This is a genomic window from Flavobacterium sp. AC267, assembly GCF_979258715.1.
The window spans coordinates 5,059,508-5,080,248 of sequence record NZ_OZ409875.1 but is presented as its reverse complement, the minus strand read 5'-3'; the positions used below and the strand labels follow the sequence as shown (position 1 = coordinate 5,080,248).

The 20,741-nt window shown below is 34.1% G+C and carries 18 protein-coding genes and 3 pseudogenes; 5 read left to right on the top strand and 16 right to left on the bottom strand.

What is annotated here, in order from left to right:
• The first annotated feature begins 27 nt into the window (after positions 1-27).
• A pseudogene (locus tag ACZZ95_RS26975) lies at positions 28-3,199 on the top strand (efflux RND transporter permease subunit).
• Positions 3,192-4,644, top strand: a pseudogene (locus ACZZ95_RS26970) (TolC family protein). The pseudogenes ACZZ95_RS26975 and ACZZ95_RS26970 overlap by 8 nt, the downstream one beginning before the upstream one ends.
• Positions 4,645-4,905: 261 nt before the next feature.
• On the opposite strand, the gene ACZZ95_RS26965 reads toward ACZZ95_RS26970, so the two are convergent.
• Both ACZZ95_RS26965 and ACZZ95_RS26960 read right to left on the bottom strand, forming a co-directional pair.
• On the bottom strand, positions 4,906-6,408 hold the full coding sequence (locus ACZZ95_RS26965; RefSeq protein WP_463471446.1) for a tetratricopeptide repeat-containing sensor histidine kinase: 1,503 nt from the start codon (positions 6,406-6,408) through the stop codon (positions 4,906-4,908).
• Positions 6,409-6,678: 270 nt separating this feature from the next.
• A complete protein-coding gene (locus ACZZ95_RS26960; RefSeq protein WP_463471445.1) occupies positions 6,679-6,852 on the bottom strand; it encodes a hypothetical protein in 174 nt (57 codons plus the stop codon).
• 1,065 nt (positions 6,853-7,917) lie between these two features.
• Here ACZZ95_RS26960 and ACZZ95_RS26955 point away from each other — a divergent pair.
• The gene (locus ACZZ95_RS26955; RefSeq protein ID WP_463471444.1) at positions 7,918-8,283 is read left to right on the top strand and encodes a hypothetical protein; all 366 of its coding nucleotides are present in this window, start codon (positions 7,918-7,920) and stop codon (positions 8,281-8,283) included.
• Between the two features lie 69 nt (positions 8,284-8,352).
• On the opposite strand, the gene ACZZ95_RS26950 is transcribed toward ACZZ95_RS26955, so the two are convergent.
• The 9 genes and pseudogenes from ACZZ95_RS26950 to ACZZ95_RS26910 form a co-directional block, all read right to left on the bottom strand.
• Complete coding sequence (locus tag ACZZ95_RS26950; protein WP_463471443.1) at positions 8,353-9,705, bottom strand: GH1 family beta-glucosidase; 1,353 nt, start codon at positions 9,703-9,705, stop codon at positions 8,353-8,355.
• Between the two features lie 211 nt (positions 9,706-9,916).
• On the bottom strand, positions 9,917-10,126 hold the full coding sequence (locus ACZZ95_RS26945; RefSeq protein ID WP_463471442.1) for a hypothetical protein: 210 nt from the start codon (positions 10,124-10,126) through the stop codon (positions 9,917-9,919).
• 7 nt (positions 10,127-10,133) lie between these two features.
• Positions 10,134-10,544: a hypothetical protein gene (locus ACZZ95_RS26940; protein ID WP_463471441.1), complete on the bottom strand. Its 411-nt coding sequence runs from the start codon at positions 10,542-10,544 to the stop codon at positions 10,134-10,136.
• An 85-nt stretch (positions 10,545-10,629) separates the two neighbouring features.
• Complete coding sequence (locus ACZZ95_RS26935; protein ID WP_463471440.1) at positions 10,630-11,685, bottom strand: type I restriction endonuclease; 1,056 nt, start codon at positions 11,683-11,685, stop codon at positions 10,630-10,632.
• 140 nt (positions 11,686-11,825) lie between these two features.
• Positions 11,826-12,495 (bottom strand): annotated as a pseudogene (locus tag ACZZ95_RS26930) (response regulator).
• A 6-nt stretch (positions 12,496-12,501) separates the two neighbouring features.
• Positions 12,502-12,774 (bottom strand): sensor histidine kinase, encoded by a 273-nt coding sequence (locus ACZZ95_RS26925; RefSeq protein WP_463471439.1) that lies wholly within the window; start codon positions 12,772-12,774, stop codon positions 12,502-12,504.
• Positions 12,752-13,402, bottom strand: coding sequence for a sensor histidine kinase (locus ACZZ95_RS26920; protein ID WP_463471438.1), 651 nt, complete (start codon positions 13,400-13,402; stop codon positions 12,752-12,754). The genes ACZZ95_RS26925 and ACZZ95_RS26920 overlap by 23 nt, the downstream gene beginning before the upstream one ends.
• 55 nt (positions 13,403-13,457) lie before the next feature.
• A complete protein-coding gene (locus ACZZ95_RS26915; protein ID WP_463471437.1) occupies positions 13,458-14,141 on the bottom strand; it encodes a tetratricopeptide repeat protein in 684 nt (227 codons plus the stop codon).
• A gap of 126 nt (positions 14,142-14,267) precedes the next feature.
• Positions 14,268-14,447, bottom strand: a complete 180-nt coding sequence (locus tag ACZZ95_RS26910; RefSeq protein ID WP_095951848.1) for a hypothetical protein — start codon at positions 14,445-14,447, stop codon at positions 14,268-14,270.
• Between the two features lie 336 nt (positions 14,448-14,783).
• Between ACZZ95_RS26910 and ACZZ95_RS26905 the strand changes: the two genes are divergently transcribed.
• Together ACZZ95_RS26905 and ACZZ95_RS26900 are read left to right on the top strand one after the other, a co-directional pair.
• Positions 14,784-15,710 (top strand): hypothetical protein, encoded by a 927-nt coding sequence (locus ACZZ95_RS26905; protein ID WP_463471436.1) that lies wholly within the window; start codon positions 14,784-14,786, stop codon positions 15,708-15,710.
• A 166-nt stretch (positions 15,711-15,876) separates the two neighbouring features.
• Complete coding sequence (locus ACZZ95_RS26900; RefSeq protein ID WP_463471435.1) at positions 15,877-16,245, top strand: lipocalin-like domain-containing protein; 369 nt, start codon at positions 15,877-15,879, stop codon at positions 16,243-16,245.
• A 77-nt stretch (positions 16,246-16,322) separates the two neighbouring features.
• Here the strand turns inward: ACZZ95_RS26900 and ACZZ95_RS26895 are convergent, their stop codons facing one another.
• The 5 genes from ACZZ95_RS26895 to ACZZ95_RS26875 are packed head-to-tail and all read right to left on the bottom strand — an operon-like array spanning position 16,323 to position 20,734.
• On the bottom strand, positions 16,323-17,843 hold the full coding sequence (locus ACZZ95_RS26895) for a PAS domain-containing sensor histidine kinase (RefSeq protein ID WP_463471788.1): 1,521 nt from the start codon (positions 17,841-17,843) through the stop codon (positions 16,323-16,325).
• Positions 17,844-17,863: 20 nt separating this feature from the next.
• Positions 17,864-18,100: a hypothetical protein gene (locus ACZZ95_RS26890; protein WP_463471434.1), complete on the bottom strand. Its 237-nt coding sequence runs from the start codon at positions 18,098-18,100 to the stop codon at positions 17,864-17,866.
• Positions 18,072-18,974 (bottom strand): PAS domain-containing protein, encoded by a 903-nt coding sequence (locus ACZZ95_RS26885; RefSeq protein ID WP_463471433.1) that lies wholly within the window; start codon positions 18,972-18,974, stop codon positions 18,072-18,074. The genes ACZZ95_RS26890 and ACZZ95_RS26885 overlap by 29 nt, the downstream gene beginning before the upstream one ends.
• Positions 18,904-19,377, bottom strand: coding sequence for a PAS domain-containing protein (locus ACZZ95_RS26880; protein ID WP_463471432.1), 474 nt, complete (start codon positions 19,375-19,377; stop codon positions 18,904-18,906). The genes ACZZ95_RS26885 and ACZZ95_RS26880 overlap by 71 nt, the downstream gene beginning before the upstream one ends.
• A 10-nt stretch (positions 19,378-19,387) precedes the next feature.
• Positions 19,388-20,734 carry a PAS domain-containing protein gene (locus tag ACZZ95_RS26875; RefSeq protein ID WP_463471431.1) on the bottom strand — a complete coding sequence of 449 codons (1,347 nt, stop codon included), beginning with the start codon at positions 20,732-20,734 and terminating at the stop codon, positions 19,388-19,390.
• Between the last annotated feature and the right edge of the window lie 7 nt (positions 20,735-20,741).

Sequence of the window (20,741 nt, the reverse complement as noted above, 5' to 3'; positions counted from 1 at the left end):
AGTTTTAATCATTAAAAAAATATAAAAATGTTTAATAAATTTATACAAAGACCAGTATTGTCGATAGTGATATCGCTGATAATTGTCTTTTTAGGGGTTTTGTCTGTATTGAATTTACCAATTACGCAATTCCCTACCATTTCACCTCCAATGGTGAATGTGACTGCCGATTATCCAGGATCTAATGGTGAATTGATGGTTAAAGCGGTAGTTATTCCTCTGGAAAGAGCCTTAAATGGAGTTCCAGGAATGAAATACATGGCTTCTGATGCTGGAAATGATGGTGAAGCTACGATAAAAGTGGTTTTCAACTTAGGAACAGATCCAAATCAGGCGACGATTAATGTTCAGAACCGTGTGGCTTCGGTTACCAACAAATTACCTCCATTGGTAATTAGAGAAGGAATCAAAATTACAAGAGAAGTACCGAGTATGTTGATGTACGTGAACCTTTACAGTACAGACAAAAATACCGACATGAAGTTCTTGTATAACTATGCCGATATCAATGTGCTTTCAGAATTGAAAAGGGTAAATGGTATTGGTTCTGGAGATATCTTAGGAACACGTGAATATGCCATGCGTATTTGGTTGAAACCAGATCGTATGCTGGCTTATAAAATTTCTGCTGATGAAATAATGGAAGCATTATCAAGTCAGAGTTTGGAAGCTTCTCCGGGAAAAACGGGGGAAAGTTCTGGTAAACGTTCTCAGGCATTTGAGTATGTTTTGAAATATTCAGGACGTTTTACAACAAAAGAACAATATGAGAATATTGTAGTAAAAGCAAATCCGAACGGAGAACTTTTGAGATTGAAAGATGTTGCTAAAGTGGAGTTTGGAAGTTCGATGTACGATATATATTCGAATTTGAACGGAAGACCATCTGCGACTATTGTATTAAAACAATCTTTTGGATCTAATGCCAATCAGGTTATTGAAGAAGTTAAGGCTAAACTGGAAAAAATCAAACAAAGATTTCCAAAAGGAATGGATTATGAAATTTCTTATGACGTTTCTAAATTCTTGGATGCTTCTATCGAAAAAGTAATTCATACTTTGGTTGAAGCATTTATTCTGGTTGGTTTAGTAGTTTTCCTTTTCTTAGGAGACTGGCGTTCTACGATTATTCCGGCAATTGCAGTACCAGTTTCGTTAATTGGAACCTTTGTATTCATGACGTTTTTTGATATTTCATTAAACTTGATTACGTTATTTGCTTTGGTTTTGGCAATTGGAGTCGTCGTCGATGATGCGATTGTAGTTATCGAAGCCGTTCACGCCAAGATGGAAGAAGAACATCTCTCGCCAATTAAAGCTACCAAAAAAGCGATGCATGAAATTGCTGGAGCTATTATAGCAATTACATTCTTAATGGCGGCGGTATTTATTCCAGTTGCTTTTATGTCAGGTCCAGTTGGAGTATTTTACAGACAGTTTTCGGTAACGATGGCAACTGCAATTATCCTTTCAGGTATTGTGGCTTTGACCTTGACACCAGCACTTTGTGCGATGATGTTAAAAAACAATCACGGTAAACCTAAAAAGAAAACACCAGCCAATAGATTTATTGATGCTTTCAACGAAAAGTTCAATTTAGCGCAAGGTAAATATCAAAATCTATTAGCTAAAATTGTTGACAGAAGAGTTGTGACCATTGTGGCACTTTTAGCTTTCTGTGCGGGAACATGGATAATAAGCGACAACGTTCCTTCTGGATTTATTCCGAATGAGGATCAGGGAATGTTTTATGCTGTAATTCAGACACCTCCAGGTTCGTCTTTAGAAAGAACAAATAATATTGCAGAGAAAGTTCAAAAAATTGCAGAAGATATTGACGGCGTAAAATCTGTTTCTTCGTTAGCCGGTTATGAAATCTTGTCTGAAGGTACAGGAGCAAACTCAGGAACTTGTTTGGTTAACCTGAAAGACTGGAGCGACAGAAAAGAATCTGTTGTGGAGATCATGCATGAAATGGAAGAAAAATGTAAAGATATTACGGGGGCTAATATCGAATTCTTCCAGTCGCCTGCTGTACCTGGATATGGAGTCGCGGGAGGATTTGAACTTCGTTTACTTGACAAAACCGGTTCTGTAGATTATAAGAAAATGGAACAGGTAAATAACGATTTTGTTGCTGAATTGAATAAACAGCCAGAATTATCAAACGTATTTAGTTTTTATAGTTCTAGTTTCCCTCAATACATGATGAAAGTCGACAATGATTTGGCGCAAAGCAAAAAGGGGTTTCTATCGAAAATGCCATGAATACGCTGTCAACTCTTGTGGGAAGTAACTACGAAATCAGTTTTATTAAATTCGGAATCAACTATAAAGTAATTGTCCAGGCTTCACCAGAATATCGTGCACAGCCAGATGATATCCTAAAATTGTATGTGAAAAACGATCGTGATGAAATGGTGCCTTTTTCTGCTTTTATGAAATTAGAAAAAGTATATGGACTTTCAGAAATTACACGTCACAATATGTATACCTCAACTCAGATCAGTGGTTCTCCAGCGACGGGTTATAGTTCTGGTACTGCAATTAAAGTAATTCAGAAAGTAGTCGCTGAAAAATTACCAAGAGGATATGACATTGACTGGGCAGGTATTTCTGCCGATGAGGTGGCACAGGGAAATCAGGCAATTTGGGTATTCTTAATCTGTTTAGGATTCGTTTATCTAGTTCTTGTACGCACAGTACGAAAGTTTTATTCTGCCATTATCAGTAATCCTTTCTTTACCAGCGGGTATTTTTGGAGCTTTCCTTTTATTGAAATTAACAGGATTAGAAAACAATATTTATGCGCAGGTTGCCATGGTAATGCTTATTGGGTTACTTGGTAAAAATGCCGTACTGATTGTAGAGTTTGCGATTCAGCGACACAGTCGCAGGTTTATCTGTTTTACAAGTCGCGATGGAAGGAGCAAAAGCAAGGTTCCGTCCAATCTTGATGACTTCGTTTGCTTTTATTGCAGGTTTATTACCGCTTGCTTTTGCTAGTGGTCCAGGTAAAATTGGTAACAGAACGATTGGTACCGCCATCGCGGGAGGTATGCTTATCGGAACTATTTGCGGTGTATTTGTGATTCCTGGATTGTATTTCATATTCGCCAAAATTGCAGAGAAACACAAACTGGTAAAACATGAAGAAGAGAATCCATTAACAGAAGAAATTGATAACAATCATGTATAAATTCAAAACCTATCAATATGGTATTGCGTTGGGGATTTGTCTTATGGTCGCAGGGTGCAAAACCCCTGCGCCTGAGGCGACAATAACTCCAAGCGCACCAGTTCCTGAATCATTTGGCATAACAGTTCAAAATCAGGACGCAAACAATAATACGGCGACTTTAAACTGGAAAGATTATTTTAAAGATCAGAATCTGGTAGATTTAATAGATGTTGCCATAAAAAACAATCAGGAGTTAAATATCACTTTACAGGAAATTGAAATCGCAAAGAATGATATTCGTGTAAAAAAAGGACTTTTATTGCCAACTGCAGGTCTTCGTGCTGGAGCTGGAGTAGAAAAAGTGGGTAGATATACAAGCCAAGGTGCTGGTGATGCCACAACAGAGATTAAACCAGGTATAGAAACCCCAGATCCGTTGGGAGATTTTACTATTTCGGCATACGCAAATTGGGAAGTAGACATCTGGAAAAAACTGCGCAATTCTAAAAAAGCGGCCGCTAAACAGATATTTAGCTTCTGTTGAAGGTAAAAACTTTGTTATTACAAACCTCATCGCTGAAGTGGCTGATTCTTATTATGAATTAATCGCTTTAGACAATCAGTTGGATATTGTAAAACAAACGATCAAATTGCAGACCAATGCCTTAGAAATTGTAAAAGTGCAAAAGCAGGTCGCAAGAGCAACAGAATTGGGAGTTAAGAAGTTTGAAGCAGAAGTTTTAACTTCACAAAGTATGGAGTTTGATATCTTACAGCAGATAAAAGAGACAGAAAACAAAATCAACTTTTTGTTAGGAAGATATCCTCAGGAAATTAAGAGAACCAATAACAATAATTTCTTAAGCTTGCTTCCAGCAGTTGTAAGTTCTGGAATTCCGTCTCAGTTGTTAGCAAATCGCCCAGATATTAAACAGGCAGAACTGGAATTAGTAGCGACAAAATTAGATGTAAAAGTAGCTCGTGCAGAGTTTTATCCATCTTTGGATATTTCGGCGACGATTGGTGTGCAGGCTTTTAAACCTTCTTATTTGTTTACAATGCCAGAATCTCTTTTATATTCATTAGCCGGAGATCTTGTCGCGCCATTAATTAACAGAAATGCAATTAAAGCTGAGTTTGCAAGCGCCAATTCGAGACAGCTTCAGGCTTTATACAATTACGATCGTACGGTTTTAAATGCGTATTTAGAAGTTTCAAATCAGTTGTCTAAGATCGAGAATCTTCAAAAAGGATATGATCTTAAAGCGAAACAAGTAGATGCTTTAAATACTTCTATTGATGTTTCAAACGATTTGTTTAAATCGGCTAGAGTAGATTATTTTGAAGTTTTAATGACACAGCGAGATGCATTAGAAGCAAAATTAGAATTGGTGGATACTAAAAAAGAACAATTAAATGCCGCAGTCCATGTTTACAGAGACTTAGGCAGCGGATGGAAATAAGATTGCCAGTTAATTTGTAGAAGGAAAGCCTTTTGAGAGTAACATCTTGAAAGGCTTTTTTTATTTAAAAAAACATTCCATACAAATGTCTCATCGGTAGAAAAAAATTGAATTAATATTAATACGTTGCGTAGGAACGTTTGATGAATGCGGAAGGAGATGTATTCCGTAAAAAGAAGTGTTTTTACAGGACACAATGAAAAACAAAACGTTTTTTTCTACCGATGAGATATTCCTGCGGAATATGAAATTTCCTGTTGTTTATTCGGGTATAACTATTTTTACTTTAAAGCCTTTATCAGGTTCTGTATCGATATCAATAGTTCCTTTAACGGCCTGAGCACGATTTACCATGTTCTGAAGACCATTTTTTGCAATAGTACTTTTTTCACAGCCTTTTCCGTTATCTGTATAGCTTATTAGAACTGATTTTTGGTCACTGTCAAATTTTATTACAACAAGGCTGGCTTGACTGTGTTTCTTCATATTGACCATTAATTCCTGTAAAATTCGGCTGATGGTAACTTTTTTTACTTCATCCATTACCTCCCAATTTACATTTTCGATATTAGTGGCCATAATATTTCTTTCGGCCGTATTATAAGCAGAAAGCATTTCTTTAATGCTTTTTGTGAAATTTGCCCCCGTATCAATGCTGTTGTTTTCTCTTGAAATCCCTCTCACGCGTCCGTAAATATCATCTAATTTTTGGAGCAGGTTCTCTTTCGTATTTTCTTTCGCTAATGGCTGAGATTCAGCAAAAGCTATTACTTGAAATACATCATTTGCAAGTTCATCATGAATTTTTTTAGCAATTCGAGTTTCAGTGTCATACGAACTTTTAAATTCTATTGCTTTGTTTTTATTTTTATAATAACGTATTAAAATCGCAATTAAAATCACTAAAAAGATAAATACAATCACAAATACAATTCGCATATATTTGGCTCTTTGAAGAGACAAGAGATTTTCTGCCTTTTCTAAACGAAGTTTTTCGTTTTCATCTTTTTCTTTTTTTGAATCGTATTTAATTTTAGCAAACTTGTTTTTAAAGTTGTTTCTAACTTTAATTATACTGTCGTTTAGTTTAAAATAACGCTGTATATAATTGTTAGTATTTGGTGTGTTATCGTTAGAGATTAAAATCTGGAGCGCTTCTAATCTTTCGTCTACACTGTTTAGTTTTGTAGCACATTTATAAGCTAGAAGAGCGTTTTTATCCGATTCTTTTAAGTCTTTTTTACAATAATAATCAGCAAGATGCAGATAACTTTCAATGCTTCCGTAAGTATCTTTAGTATCAAGTCTGATTTGGAGACCTTCATTCATTAAATGAAATCCTTTATCTTCCCATCCGTTCTTAAAATAAGCATAACCCAAATTATCTTGGAGAATAGATTTATCCTCAGGTTTAGCTTTTTCCTTTAATGTTTTACTTGAAAGAGATTGTAAAAGAGAATCTAAGATACGGATTGCATTATCATATTTTTTTTGATGAATATAAACAACTGCAATATTTTGTATAGGATTATGTCTTAAGAGAGGGTCTTTGTATTGCTTTGTCGCTTTTTTGTAATAAAAGATGGCGTCATCATAAAGAGCAAGTTCTTTATCAGCAATACCCAAGTAATTATTAGCGCCTGCAGAATAAACATCTTCTTTTGTGTATGGCAATGCTTCAGTCACGATCTCTTTACTCCCGTAATAATCGCCATTTCTCTGATGAATTTCTGCAATTTTTAGAAATATGTACGAGATATTCACACTGTCTTTTATGACCTCATAAAGTTCTTTTGCTTTGTTAAACTGGTAGTAAGAAGTGTTAAAGTCTTGTTTGTCAAAACTTTCAATGGCTTTGTTTCTTAAAGTGAGAGCTTCTTTTCGTATATTTTCTGTGTTTGGATTTATGGTCTTTTTTTCTTTGCAGGAAAAAAAGAAAAAGCAATATGATAAAATAAAAAAACGGGGATCGTAACATTTAAATTTACTTTCCCCGAAAATAGTAATTAATTAAATACTAAAAACATTTTTTTATTATGGAGCTGGTGGAGGATTATTTCCTTTGTCACCAGGACCATCAGGATCTGGTGTAGGTGTAGGAGGCTCCGGATCTGCTGGCGGTGAGAAGTTGATATTCTTCTTTGGCGGCGTTTCGTACTCGTCAGGAGTACAAGAAAATATAGAGAACAATGACGCAAAAGCGAACAATAGTATTAGTTTTTTCATTTTGATTTAATTTAGAAATTAGACATAGGTGTGGCTGTCTGGAATGATCCAGAGAATAGTAAGGCGACACCAAATTGATTTTGGGAAGTGTTGCGTGTAGAATCGTAAGACGTATTTTATACTTCCCGAATAAACTCGGTCTTACGTTTTTTCACACTGATAATTAGAACTAGTTTTTATTTTGTTTTAGTCTGCAGACAAAACTGGTACTAATTTCTTTGGCAAAGGAATGGCGTTTCAAGCTATTGTAGATAAGGAATTCCCAGAATTCCCGCGTTTCCTTAAGATTCCCGAGAATTCCCAATTACATAAACAAGAAAGCCTGCTTTGAGTTTTTAAATTATTATTTAGGTTTAGATAGTCTCTACTTTAATAGATGTAATAAGTCGAGAAAAAGTTGGTTTCGGACTTTAAATAATATACAAATAATATAGAATTGTTGAAAGAATTGAAAGTGCTGAAAAGAATTTGATTAGCGAAGGTGAAAATACTGGCATATAAAAGGGTTTTGGTGAATAATAAAAATGAAGAGGCGAAAGAAGTTTCCAGAAGAGGAAATCTTTTCTAAATTTTGCAGACCTATTTTCTAAAAATAGTAGAAGATAAATCCGAGAAAAATAATTAGTATTGAAATTGGAGCGGTACGCTCGAGTAATTTTTCTGTGTTGGTAATTTCTACAGAAAAGAAATTAGAAAGAATAATTTCTAAATGAAAGTGTGAAGCATTCTGAAAAATAAAATGCTTGAAGTGGTAAAAAGAATAATTTTTTAAGGCGTAATTTAGGCATTTAAATAGTTTGTTTTTTGGCATATATTATCTGTTATTTATACTATAAAGATAAGAAAAAAATCCCGATAAACCTAATGAATATCAATAAAATAACGATTTTTTTTGCTCAAAAAAGCATTTTTTTTGAAAGTTTTTTTACTGCTGATTGCTAGTTTTTCAGAGAAGCTAAACTTCCCTTTTAAGCGACAGATTTGTTATAAAATTATTTATATTTATAGATATTTTGATTCTAATATTATCCGTTTAAAAATACTTTTATGAAAAAGCTTCTTTTACTATTAATTGTTTTATGCACTTTTGGCTGTAAAAAATATGTAGTCTCGTTTGAACAGCCCACAAATATGAAACTCGATAACTTAAAACTAGAAGTACTTCTGGATAAAAAGAAAGTTAAGGAAATTAACTTAAAAGCAACAAATGCACTGCCTTCTTATGAAACAGTGGCACTATCGACATCTGATGATGGAAAACATCTGCTTCAGGTTAAGGTAAGAGATACAATTTTCAGTTATGATGTAAAATATCCCGAAGAAAAATATATTATCGTGACAGCGCATTTAAAACAAAACGGCAAGATCCATGTCGGCATTTTAAAACAGAATTATAAATTTAGATTTCTGTAATAGATAATCTGATTGCAAAAGCAAAAAGCCTTTCACGTGAAAGGCTTTTATATTTTTAAAGAATCTGTTTTAAGATAAAAAATCCTTAAACCATAATCCTGAGTTTTTAATGGTTCGTTTCTGGGTTTCAAAATCTACATGAATTAATCCGAAACGGGCGTTGTAACCCTCGGCCCATTCGAAGTTATCGGTTAAACTCCACACAAAATAACCTTCAACATTTAAACCTTCTTCTTTTGCCTTTAGGATCTGTTCTAAATGATCCTGAATGTAATGTGTTCGCTTGATGTCGAATACTTTTCCGTTGGTAACCGTATCGGGAAAAGCGGCGCCGTTTTCGGTAATAATAATTTTTCGGATTCCTTTGTATTCATTGAACTTTTTGAGAACATGATATAAAGCTGGCGGATAAACTTCCCAGCCCATTTCAGTAGAAATCACATTTCGTTTTTCGGCGCTTACTAATTCGGCGCCAATATACGGAATCAGCATGGCCGATTTAACGACTTCTCGGGTGTAACATTGCAGGCCTATAAAATCAAAATCGAAATCGAGATTATTTAAATCGTCTTCTAAAATATAATTGTTTAGTTTTTTAAGAACCGGAAGATCTTTCTGCGGATAGCCTAAACCTAAAATCGGTTCGATAAAAGTTCTGTTCAGTAAAGTATCAACACGTTTTGTCGCTTCAATATCTTTAGCACTTTGTGTCGCAGGTTCGATATGCGTGCACGAAAAGGTAGTTCCGATATTTGCATCGGGAATTCTGTTTCGTACAATCTTCGCGCCGGCGGCAGTTGCTAAAGTAACATGATGCATCGCTTTTAAGTAATTGGAAATTCCTTTTTTTCCTGGTGCATGAATGCCTAAAAAATATCCCGCGCCTGTAAAAACAGAAGGTTCATTAATTACCATCCAGTTTTTAACACGATCGCCAAAATACTGTGCACAAACCTCTACATATTCTGAAAACCAAGAAACCGATTCACGGTTGGTCCAGCCTCCTTTTACTTCGAGAGCGTGCGGTAAATCCCAATGGTAAAGTGTAATCCACGGTTCGATTCCAGATGCCAGTAACGAATCGATAATTTTATTGTAATAATCAATTCCGGCTTGATTTACAGGATTAATACCCGTTGGCATAATCCGTGGCCAGCTGATAGAAAACCTAAAATTCGGAATATTCAATTCCCGAATCAGATCAATATCATTTTGGTAAGAGTTATAGAAATCGCAAGCGGTGAGGGCATGATGGCCGTTTTTTATTTTTCCCTTTTGAGAGGTAAATACATCCCAAATAGAAGAACCTTTTCCGTCAGAATCATGTGCACCTTCAATTTGGAAAGCGGCGGTAGAAACACCCCACAAGAAATCTTCACCAAATTGGTTTTTGTTCAAAAATGAGTTTTCAATTTTATTCATTCAATAGTACTTTCCTTTATTTTTAAATAGTTTATTAATGAAGGAAAGAAGATTGCATAGCTCTTAAAAAAAGCCATTCTTTGAATGATACGAGGAATTTTAGGTTAAAGAATTTCATAACGATTAGTTTTATATCAAATTAATAAAACTAATGTGAATTTATTGTAAAGTGATTATTATCAAATGATTAAATAAGAAATGGGAAGCTGAATTAATCTTCCCATCCGCATAATGTCAGGCCGTAACCCTGCGCTTGTTTGAGAGATGTTTTGACCACTCCGTGACTGCAGGAAGATAATCCGCGACAGGTTTCTTTATAATGATATTTTTTTGCCCCAGTAGGACCACAAATAAATACACTAGTTTCTGGCGGATGAAATGAGGTAAAAAAAACAAAAAGTATAAGTAGAGTATATTTCATTAGAGCATTATTTTTTGACAATTAAACTGTATTCGTTTCCTTTTTTATCGAAGGCTTTTAATTTTCCGTGCGAAACCCATTCGGTGTTAATTTCAATTTCAGCTACGGAATCTTCTAATATACCAGCACCATATTTCCCCTGAACATTTACATTACCAAAAACCGAATCGCCGTTTGTATTTATTCCTTTTACATTATAATTGTATTCGTAATGTCCCGGATTTCCAGTTCTATATTTGTATTGATAAGTAGGGTTTACATGATACGTTTTGGCTTCTTCTGCCGTAATGGTCTTGCGGTCATCTGCCGTAACTACCGTTTTATAAAATGAATTTATTTGCGGTGGTGGCGGCGCCGAAGGTTTTTTGCAGGAGAAAAACGTAAATACTAAAAGTAAGATGAGGTAGTTTTTTTGCATGGGCTATTAGGGGTTGGTTAAGTTTGTTAGTTGGGATAAATCTAATTATAATTATGTTGTGTAAAATGCGTACTTACACTTGATTTTATTCCGTTTCGTAAAGTGCGACAGTTTCTAATAATTCTTTTTCAAATTGATAAATATCGTCTATTGATAAAATAGAGATTTTTGTTTCGGTTTTATTATCATTGAATAAACTAATGTATTTTTTACTTCCATTAAGATGAAGTCTGCACAAAGGTTTGCGATTATTGTCGTCAAGTAAAATTCCAAAATAAGATTGTGTGTCGCGATGTACGATTCGGCTTGTTGGCAGTTTTCTGCGTAAAATTGCAACTACTATACGATACGCTTCAAGTTCTTCTTCGGTGGTATTAATTTTATTATCATCTTCGACTATAGAAATTTCTTCGTCTTGCTGTTTAATGGTTTCTTTTGTTAAAGCTGCGTTTAGGCGATCGTTAATTTTATCATTGATATATTGACTCACAGATTTCTGAACTAGATCTTTAAATTCATCTACGACCTTTTCAGTAAGTCTTCCAGCGTAAACTTTATTTGCAAATAGTTTTGTGAAATCATTGGAAGGACTTTCTAATTCTGCATTGATTTGTTTTTTTATTTCTTTAATGTATTTTAAAGAACTGGCATTGCTTACAATATTATTTACATCGAAATTGGCTTTGTGGAATTTTGCGATTTCGTTTATTGTATTTTCTTTTAGATTACAGATATCAAATTCTAGAAATGGCTTTTCATCCATTTTATTTTGATCGTCTAAGTCAGTGAAAAATTGATAATTGATTCCGTTTGTTAAAAGAGCAAATCGGGTTTTTGTAACATGGAAATATCTAAATAACTGCGAATTATGAACAGTTAGTTTCTCCTTCCAGCTTTTGCATTCAACAATAATAATAGGTTCGCCGTTTTGGAATATAGCATAATCTACTTTTTCTCCTTTTTTCAGCCCAAGATCTGCCGTAAATTCTGGAACTACTTCTAGCGGATTAAAAGCGTCGTAACCCAAAATGTGTATAAAAGGCAGTACAAAAGCATGTTTGGTAGATTCTTCTGTTTCAATTTTACTTTTTAGCTGATTTATTTTATCTGCTAATGATTTTAGTTGAATATTTATTTCCATTGGTTTGTTGTTTAAATTAATTATTCAAATGTATAATCAATCAAAACCATCATATTACGGAAATCCATAATCCGTAAATTTTAAATTGCAGACAATAAAAAAAGCCCCCGAAGGAGCTTTGAAAAATTAGAAGAAAGGAATTAAATAATTCCCATATCTTTTGTAATTGAAACCAAATGAACAGTGTTGTTCGCTTTAAAAAAGTCTTTAAGTTTAGACAATCTTTTTTCTACGGCACTTTTGCTGTTGGGTTTAATATCGGAGTTTTTGAAAATTTCTATGATTTCATCCTGTGAAGTTCCAGAGGATAAATATTTTAGAATTTTAATATCGACATCATCAATTTCGAAATTGTTTTTTTCCTGCAAAGCAGAAGCCACTTCTGGCGAAATAAATTTTTGATCGGAACTTGAAATTATAGTGATCGCCTTTTTTTAATTCTTCGATACTATTTAAACCTTTGAGTACAAAAGCATCAATTTCGGCATTTTCAAAAAGAGATTTAATTCTAAAACTTTTATCTTCGACAGAATAAGCAATGATTTTAATATCTGGCTGGAGTTTACGAACTTTTTCAACCAGTTCGTCTCCGCTTGCAATATCTATTTTACGATGATCTGTTTTAAACGAAAGATCACTGATTAACAAATCATATGGTTCATTTTGATTAATAGCGGCGCGTATTTTTAGAAATGCATCATCACAAAATTTCGAATGTTGAAAATCGACAATATTTAACTCTTTTAAAACTTGTTGAATTCCTAAATTCATTGCATCAAGATCTTCAGCAATTATTACTTTTTTAAACATAGGCTTTTATTTAGGCATTATTATTTTTACTTTAAAACCTTTATCAGGTTCTGTGTCAAAAGTAATAGTTCCTTTTGTGGCCCAAATACGGTTTTCCATATTTTGTAAACCATTTTTTATAATTTTTGATTTTTCGGTACCTTTTCCGTTATCAGAATAATTTATTAATAATGTATTTTGAGTAATGTCGAACTTTAAAACTACTACCGGTGCTTGACTGTGCTTTTTCATATTGACCATCAATTCCTGAAGTACTCTATGGATGATCACTTTTTTCACTTTCAATATCATTCCATCCAACTTTTTCTATATTGGTAATAATCACATTGGTAGCATCAGTATTATAAGTAGAAAGCATTTCTTTCAAGTTGTCAGAATAATTAGGTCCCGTATCGACATTGCTGTTTTCTCTGGAAATTCCTCTCACGCGTGAATAAATGTGATTTAGTTTCTGCAATAAGGTTTCCTTAATATTTTCGGCTGTCAATGATTGCGTCTGTGCGAAGGTAATAGCATGAAAAACATCATTGGCCAGTTCATCATGTATATCTTTTGCGATTCGTGTTTCGGTGTTATATGCCGTGGTGATTTCTAAAAGACGTGTTTTATGTTTGTATCGTTTTCTTAAATAAAGACCTAAAAGTACAAGAACAATTATGGAGGCAATTATGGTAGAAAACAAAATTACTTTGTCCTTTTCGGCTTCTTTAAGCGCCACTAAATTTTCGGCTTTCTCTAATCGAAGTTTTTGGTTTTCGTCTTTTTCTTTTTTAGAATCGTATTTAATTTTGGCAAATTTATTTTTGAAGTTGTTTCGAACGCTGTTTATACTATCATTAATAGAAATATATTTTGTTCCATATTTTGTTCCCGATCCGTTAGCAATTAAAAACGATAAGGCCTTCAAACGTTCATCAACACTATTAAATTGAGTTGCGGTTTCATACGCTTTTTTCGCATATTCATTTGATTTCGAAATAGCAGTTGGAGCGTAAAATGTCTGCTAAATGAAGATAACTGCCAATAGAACCGTAATCGTCATCAATTTGGATTCTCAATTGTAAACCTTCATTTAAAAACTGCAGGCCTTTTTCTTTCGATCCTTTTTTAAAATAAGCAAAACCCAGATTGTCAATTACGCGTGATTTGCTTTTTAAAGAAACATTCTCATTTAGATTTTTTTTATTTAAGATAGCTTCTAAAATAGTAATGGCGTTATCATATTTTTTTTGTTTAATATAAACTACCGCGATATTATTTAAAGGAGACTGCATTGAAATAGAATCCTTTGATGCTTTAATGGCTTGATTGTAATAATAAACGGCATCATTATAAAGAGAAAGTTCTTTATAGGCAATTCCGAAGAAATTATTTATTGCTACAGCATAATTCTTGTCATTCCTGCTATAAGGCAGTGCTTCAGTTAAGGTTTCTTTACTTCCGTAATAATCGCCATTTATTTGCTGAATGTTAGCCATTTGAATGCAATTGAAAACAATATTAATACTGTCTTTAATTGTTTCAAAAAGTATTTTGGATTTGTTAAATTGATAGAAAGCCGTGTTATAATTGTTTTTTTGAAAGTGATCTACAGCATTTTGCTGTAAAAGCCTTGCTTTTTTATACACGGAATCATTCTTAGGCAATAAAGGTTTTTTCTCTTGACAAGAGAAAAAAAGAAGAAAAACAAATGCACAAAAAAACGGGGATCGTAACATGAATAGTACTTTCCCCGAAATTAGTAATAAAATGATTATTACAGATTTTAATTGTTATTTTTTTGGCGGTGGAGGTGTAACAGGTACAGGATCATCGTCTGGACCAGGACTTGCCATAGCATTATTTAATTTTAGCTCCGTTTTTTTTGCCTCAGTTTCGAATTCGTCCGCAGTGCAAGAAAATAATGTAGTTGACAATAGGACACACGTTCCCAAAAGATATAATGTTTTCATTTTTTTAAAATTTAAAAGTTGGACATTGGCACGGCCGTTCAGAACTATTCTGAATCTTTGAAGCGAGATGCCATTTTGCTTGGGAAGTGAAGTGCGTAGAACTATAAAACTTTATTTATACTTCCCGGATAAACTCCGTTTTACGGTTTTCCGCACTTAGTGATTAAACTAGTTTTGTACATTTGTTTTTGACCTGCAGATCAAAACGTTAACTAATTTTGTTGAGGCAAAGTAACGGCGGTTTTGAGCCTGTATTGATACGGAATTCCGGGAATTCCGATAATGTTTAACCTTTACTAAGAATTCTTAAGAATTCCTAAAAAATTCAACAAGCTTATGCACAACTATACTATTGAAGATTATAAAAAAGCTATTAAAGAAAAATATGAAAGAGAGGTTGAGTCGGAAAATTTTCCAAATCCATCACAGGCAAACCTTAGAAATTTATGCTGGGAGATATTTGAAAAAAATGAAAGTTCTGATGATTTAGTAATCTTTGAAAGTTTTTTTGGATTTCCATTTGATCGCACTAAAAGAAATAATTTTAAAGATTGTACGGATAGATTTAGACCTATAGGAACATTTTATAAAGGCAAAACGGATTTAAGCGATAGAGCAGGAGTTAATCTTGCGGCGGTTTTGGTCAATTTTCATCCTAGACCTTTTAAAAAATTTAAGGAGAAAGGTGTAATTGGATACGAAACTAGTCCTGGTAACACCAGATTTCCAGAACCTTTTGCAGTAATAGATGAAAATGTATCAAGTAATGATACAAAAAAGAGTGAAAATTCAATTTGTCAAGAGTTAGGATTTTTATCTCCTCAGATCAATGACAAACAAATAAACCTTTTTGTAAATATTAAAGAAAGAGTCTTCAATAACTTTAAACAACGATTAAAAACTACTATTATAATTACTGCTATTTTTTTTTCCCTTACAATAGGGATAATTTATTTTGCTTTTCCAGAGAAAGAATGCATGACCTGGGTTAGCGATCATTATGAGGAAACTAAAAAAACAGATGTAGGTTATTGTGATACATTTTTTGACGCAAGATATTTTGAGCTAAAGAAGATAGAAATCTGCGACACCACAACTTTTTTTAAAAATGAAAGACCTGTAGTATGGTATATAAGGGTAGGAGATTCAATAGAATGTTTCGACAGATTTGCACCTTATCCATTGAATACTAGTAAATTTTTAAAACCTATCACTCCTTATATGATTAGAACTTATCTGAATAATAGACCAACTTGTAAATAAATAAATTTCAGTTAAAATGCGATTTATGTAAAATAATCTCAAAATCATGGAACTTTTTGTAAGTATATCGATCTAATTTAGCATTATTAAATTAATTCAACAAAAAAACAAATCGACATGAAAAGTAGAAAAATATTATTCGCATTAGCTTTAGGCTTAGGTATGTTTGCAACGTCTTGCGAGCAGTGATGATAACGAAGGAGAAACAATTGTTCCAATTCAAGGAAAATATAACCTTAGACAAACGGGAACAATTATTGGTGGACAAGAAGTATTAGTTGATGCTATAGCAAATCAAGCTGGTCGCCCTGGAGACTATTTAGATCTAAGATTAAGTAATGCAGCAGTTTATGGGGATTATGATGGTTCTGAATGTGCACTAACTGAAACAACAGGAACTTATGTAAGATCTCATAATGATTTAACGCTTACTATTGGTGGTGTTACTTCAACTAGTGACATTATGAACCTTACAAACAAAGAACTTAAAATAAAAGACAAAACAACTGGAATTATTACTGTTTACAGTAGATAATCGGTTTTCTTTTAAACTGAAAAACGGAAATAGCTTTAAAGTTATTTCCGTTTTTTTTATGAATTATATTTGAAATTTTAACTGACTGGAATATAAATATCAAAAGAAGCACCACCATTTAGGATACCCGAAGCAGTGATGATTCCGTTATGGTTTTCTACAATTTTTTTCACAATTGCAAGTCCTATTCCGGTTCCATTATAACGATCGCGGCCATGTAAGCGCTGGAAAACTTCAAATATTTTCTTGTTGTATTGAGGGTCAAAACCGATTCCGTTATCCGAAACTTTGATATGACAGTATTTTTTAGTTGGAATCAGTTTCTCATTATCTAAGTTTTTACCAGTCGAAATTTCGCTTTTTATTGTAATCACGGTTGGAGTTTCGGGATTTGAAAACTTCAATGAATTACTAATCAAATTGTATAATAATTGTTTGAATTGAAACGGAATAATATCAACTTCCGATGTCTGTCGCATTTCAATAACAGCACTTTTTTGTTCCAATTCTTCTTTAAGATCTTCTTTTAATTCTTCAATTATTTTAGAAAAATCTGTTTTCTCGAAAACACGTTCCTGCACATTCGTTCGTGAATAAGCAAGTAAATCGTTTATCAAAGTCTGCATACGCTGTGCAGCATTTTGCATTCTTTTAAATTTATCTTTACCGCCTTCCGATAAATTCTCCGATTCTTTCTCCATAATCTGAGAAGCAAAAGTCTGAATTTTTCGAAGAGGTTCCTGTAAATCATGACTGGAAATATAAGCAAAGGACTGAAGTTCTTTGTTCATTTCTTCCAGTTCATTATTTTTCTGCTCCAATTCTAAGGCATTCATTTTTAAGGTATCATCGGCTCTTTTTTTCTCTGTTAGATCGTGCGTTACCTTAGAAAAACCAATAATATCACCTTGTTTATTATGAACAGCTGTAATAACGACACTGGCCCAAAATAAATTTCCGTTTTTTCTGGCACGCCATCCTTCATGAATCGCCTTTCCTTTTTCTCGGGCAATTTCCAATAGCTTTTGTGGCAGATCATTTTTCTGATCTTCCTGAGTATAAAAAACAGCAAAATATTTTCCAACAATTTCATCTGCTTTGTAACCTTTTATCTTTTCGGCTCCAACGTTCCAGTTTTCAACAATTCCCTCTGGATTTAAATATAAAATGGAATATTCTTGAACTTCTTCTACCATTAAATGATAACGTTCTTCACTTTTTTGGAGTGATTCATTCATCTGGATTAGTTCTTTTGTTCGGGCTGTAACCTGTTGTTCGAGCTCGTGCGTAAATGCTTTTTCGGTATGAATATCTGTAAAAGCGCCCACCCATTTTATAATTTCATTATCCAAATTATATATCGGTTCGCCAATAGCAGTATGCCATCTGTAGGATCCGTCTTTTCTTCGCATTCGCACATCAGAGCGGTAAAGTTCACCAGTTGAAAGAGCATGTTTCCATATTTTCATATTTTCATCAAAATCATCTGGATGAATCATCTCTTGCCAGGATTTCTCGTCTTGCGGTTCAAATCCAGTGTATTCCAGCCATTTTGCAGATGTAAAAAGCGGATTTCCTTCAGCATCTGTTTCCCAGATTAACTGCGGAATACTTTCTGTTAATGAACGGAATCTTTTCTCGCTTTCTTCAATTTTTTTCTGGCTTCTACTTTTTCTGTAACGTCGATAAGGGTCAATCTAATTCCAGAAATGGCATTATCGCTTTCGCGGAGCGGTGCAAATTCAAAATCAACATAAAATTCATTGACAGTATCTCTGTCGCTGATAAATAAAAGCGATTCAGATTCAGAATAAGTTGTTCCAGACTCATACACTTCTTTTAATAATGCTCGCATATTTCTGTTGCTTAAGTTCTGGAAATAATTCTAAAATATTTTCTCCATGAACAGCCTTTTCGTTTTTCTTCCAAATATTATTAAGAAGAGCCAGATTGGCCATTTCGATTACAAAATCGTCTCCTCGCAAAATCGCTTTCGGAACAGGCGACTGCATGATCAGATTGCGTAATTTTTTTTCGCTTTCTTCAATTTGTCGCTTGTAATTTTTTTCTTCTGTAATATCTCTTACGGTTCCAATGAGTTTTTCGGCTTCATGATTTTCATCATAAAAAACCTTACCTTTTCCTTCAACCCAGTGTACCGATTGGTCTTTCCAAATTACTCTCGCTTCATAATGGAGCAGGCCAGAAGTTAAGGCATCTTTAAATGCTTTATTCCGAATATGCATATCATCGGGATGAAGATGGGCAAGTAATTCTTCATGAGAAAGCGTAACATCTTCTGTATAACCGCCAATAACTTCGAGATATCTTTTAGAATAAATGGGGAATCTGGTTTTAACATTCAATTCCCAAGTACCCAATTCACTAGCTTCAACTACAATTTTAAGACGGTCTTCGCTTAGTTCTATCTGCTTACGGCTTTCAACCTGTTCGGTGACTTCTGTTACAGTTACAATAATACCCGTGATCTCGCCATTTTCTTCTTTTAGCGGATGATAAAGGAAATCAAAATAGAAAATTCCTTGTTCTCCATACCTGTTTAAAGGAATAGGCATTTCGTTTCCGTGATAGGGAATACCTGTATTGAGAACATTATCTAAAAGATCACTGACTGTATCTTTTACTTCTGGGAGCGAGTCAAACAGCGGTCTGCCCACAAAAGTATTTTCTTCGCGGGCGACTAGTTTTAAGTAAGCTTCGTTGGCCATTTCTACCACATGGTTGCGTACTGCGTAAAATTGTAATTCCAACAGGAGCTTGTTTAACTGTATTTCTAAAACGTTTATCCGCTTCTTCAATTTCTTGTCGGATAATGACTTGTGGTGTATTGTCGACTACCCAAATGGCTATTTTGGTGACTTTACCATCTATATTCTTTAATGGTGAATAGACAAAAGTGACGTATATTTTTTCTTTTTTTCCATGCCTGATAAGTTCCATTTCTACTTCATTGGCATAAAACGGAACACCTTCATCAATTACTTTTTGAAGTTCTTTTTCATAAAAAGATTTTACCTCGGCAAAACTTTCCCAATAGTGCTTTCCAGCAATGTCGCCATAAGGTTTTCCTGCAACTTCAACAAAACTATCGTTTACGATTTCGCATATCAAAGTATCGGCATCAATTAAACAAATTCCAATTGGCGCCTGCGAGACTCATACTGCTTAGATTTTGTTCGTTTTCTTCTATTTTTTGTGTGGCCGAATATAAATCTGTTAAATCTGCGACGGTATTCATTACGCCGTAGATTTTTCCATTTACATCATACAAAGGCGTAAAACTGTAATTGAAATAGAAAGGCTGTAACAAATTATCGACTACAATATCAACTCGGCTGTTTCTGGAATGAAAAGATTCTCCAGTTTCAAAAACGGTAGCAACTTGTTCAAAAATAGACTGATTGTGTAATTCTGGAAGAATTTCTTTATATGTTTTTCCGATTACATCTGGACCTTTTCCCCATATTTTTATAATCGATTCGTTGGCAAGTTCAATACGCATTTCTTTTCCTGCATAAACGGCGATTGGAAAAGGCGCATTTTCGACCAATTGACGAATTTTTTGTTCGCTTTCTTCTACTTTCGAGCGGGCTAAAACCTGTGCGGTTACTTCAGTTGCAATCGCGACAACACCAGAAATGGTTCCATCAGCTTCTCTTAAAGGTTCGTAAACAAAATTGATATAGGTGTTTTCTGTTTGTCCATTTCGATTTAGTTGAACAAAGAGTTCGTCGGTTGTAATTTTTTTTCCATTGCTGAAAACACTGCGGAGAATTTCGTCAAGACCTTGCTTTTTTAACTCAGGCAGTTCTTCAAAAATAGGTTTGTTGATTATTTTTTCTGCTTTAGTGCTCCAAAGTTCTAGCATTTGCTGGTTCGCAATTTCAACGATATAATTTTCTCCTCTAAAAATGCACATCGCAACAGGAGCCTGCATAATATTTTTGATAAACCGCGCATTACTTTCCTGCAAAGCATCGGCAACAATCTTTTTTTCTGTAGTTTCGATAACGGTAACGAGAATGCCGCCAATTGATCCGTCTTCTATTCTTATTGGACTGTACGAAAAATCAAAAAAACAATCTTCTTCATATCCATTTCGATAAAGAGGTACTTTGAAGTCAGGAAAACTAACCGCTTTTCCTTTCATTACATCTGCGAACATAGGACCAATGGTGTCCCAAATCTCTGCAAATGTCTCCTGCGAACTTCTTCCTAATGCATCAGGATGTTTGGAAGCACCAAGAATTGGACGAAACGCATCATTATACAATTGGATATGATCTTTCCCCCATGCAATATACATTCCAAACGGATTGCTGAGCATCATGGCGGTCATCGTTTTTAAACTCTGAGGCCATTTTTCTGGATCTCCCAAAGACGTTTTGCTCCAAGTCGCATCGCGAATTAAATCGCCCATTTCTCCTCCTTGGGACAGAAAATAATGTTCCTTTTTTTTGCGGTTCATTCCAAAG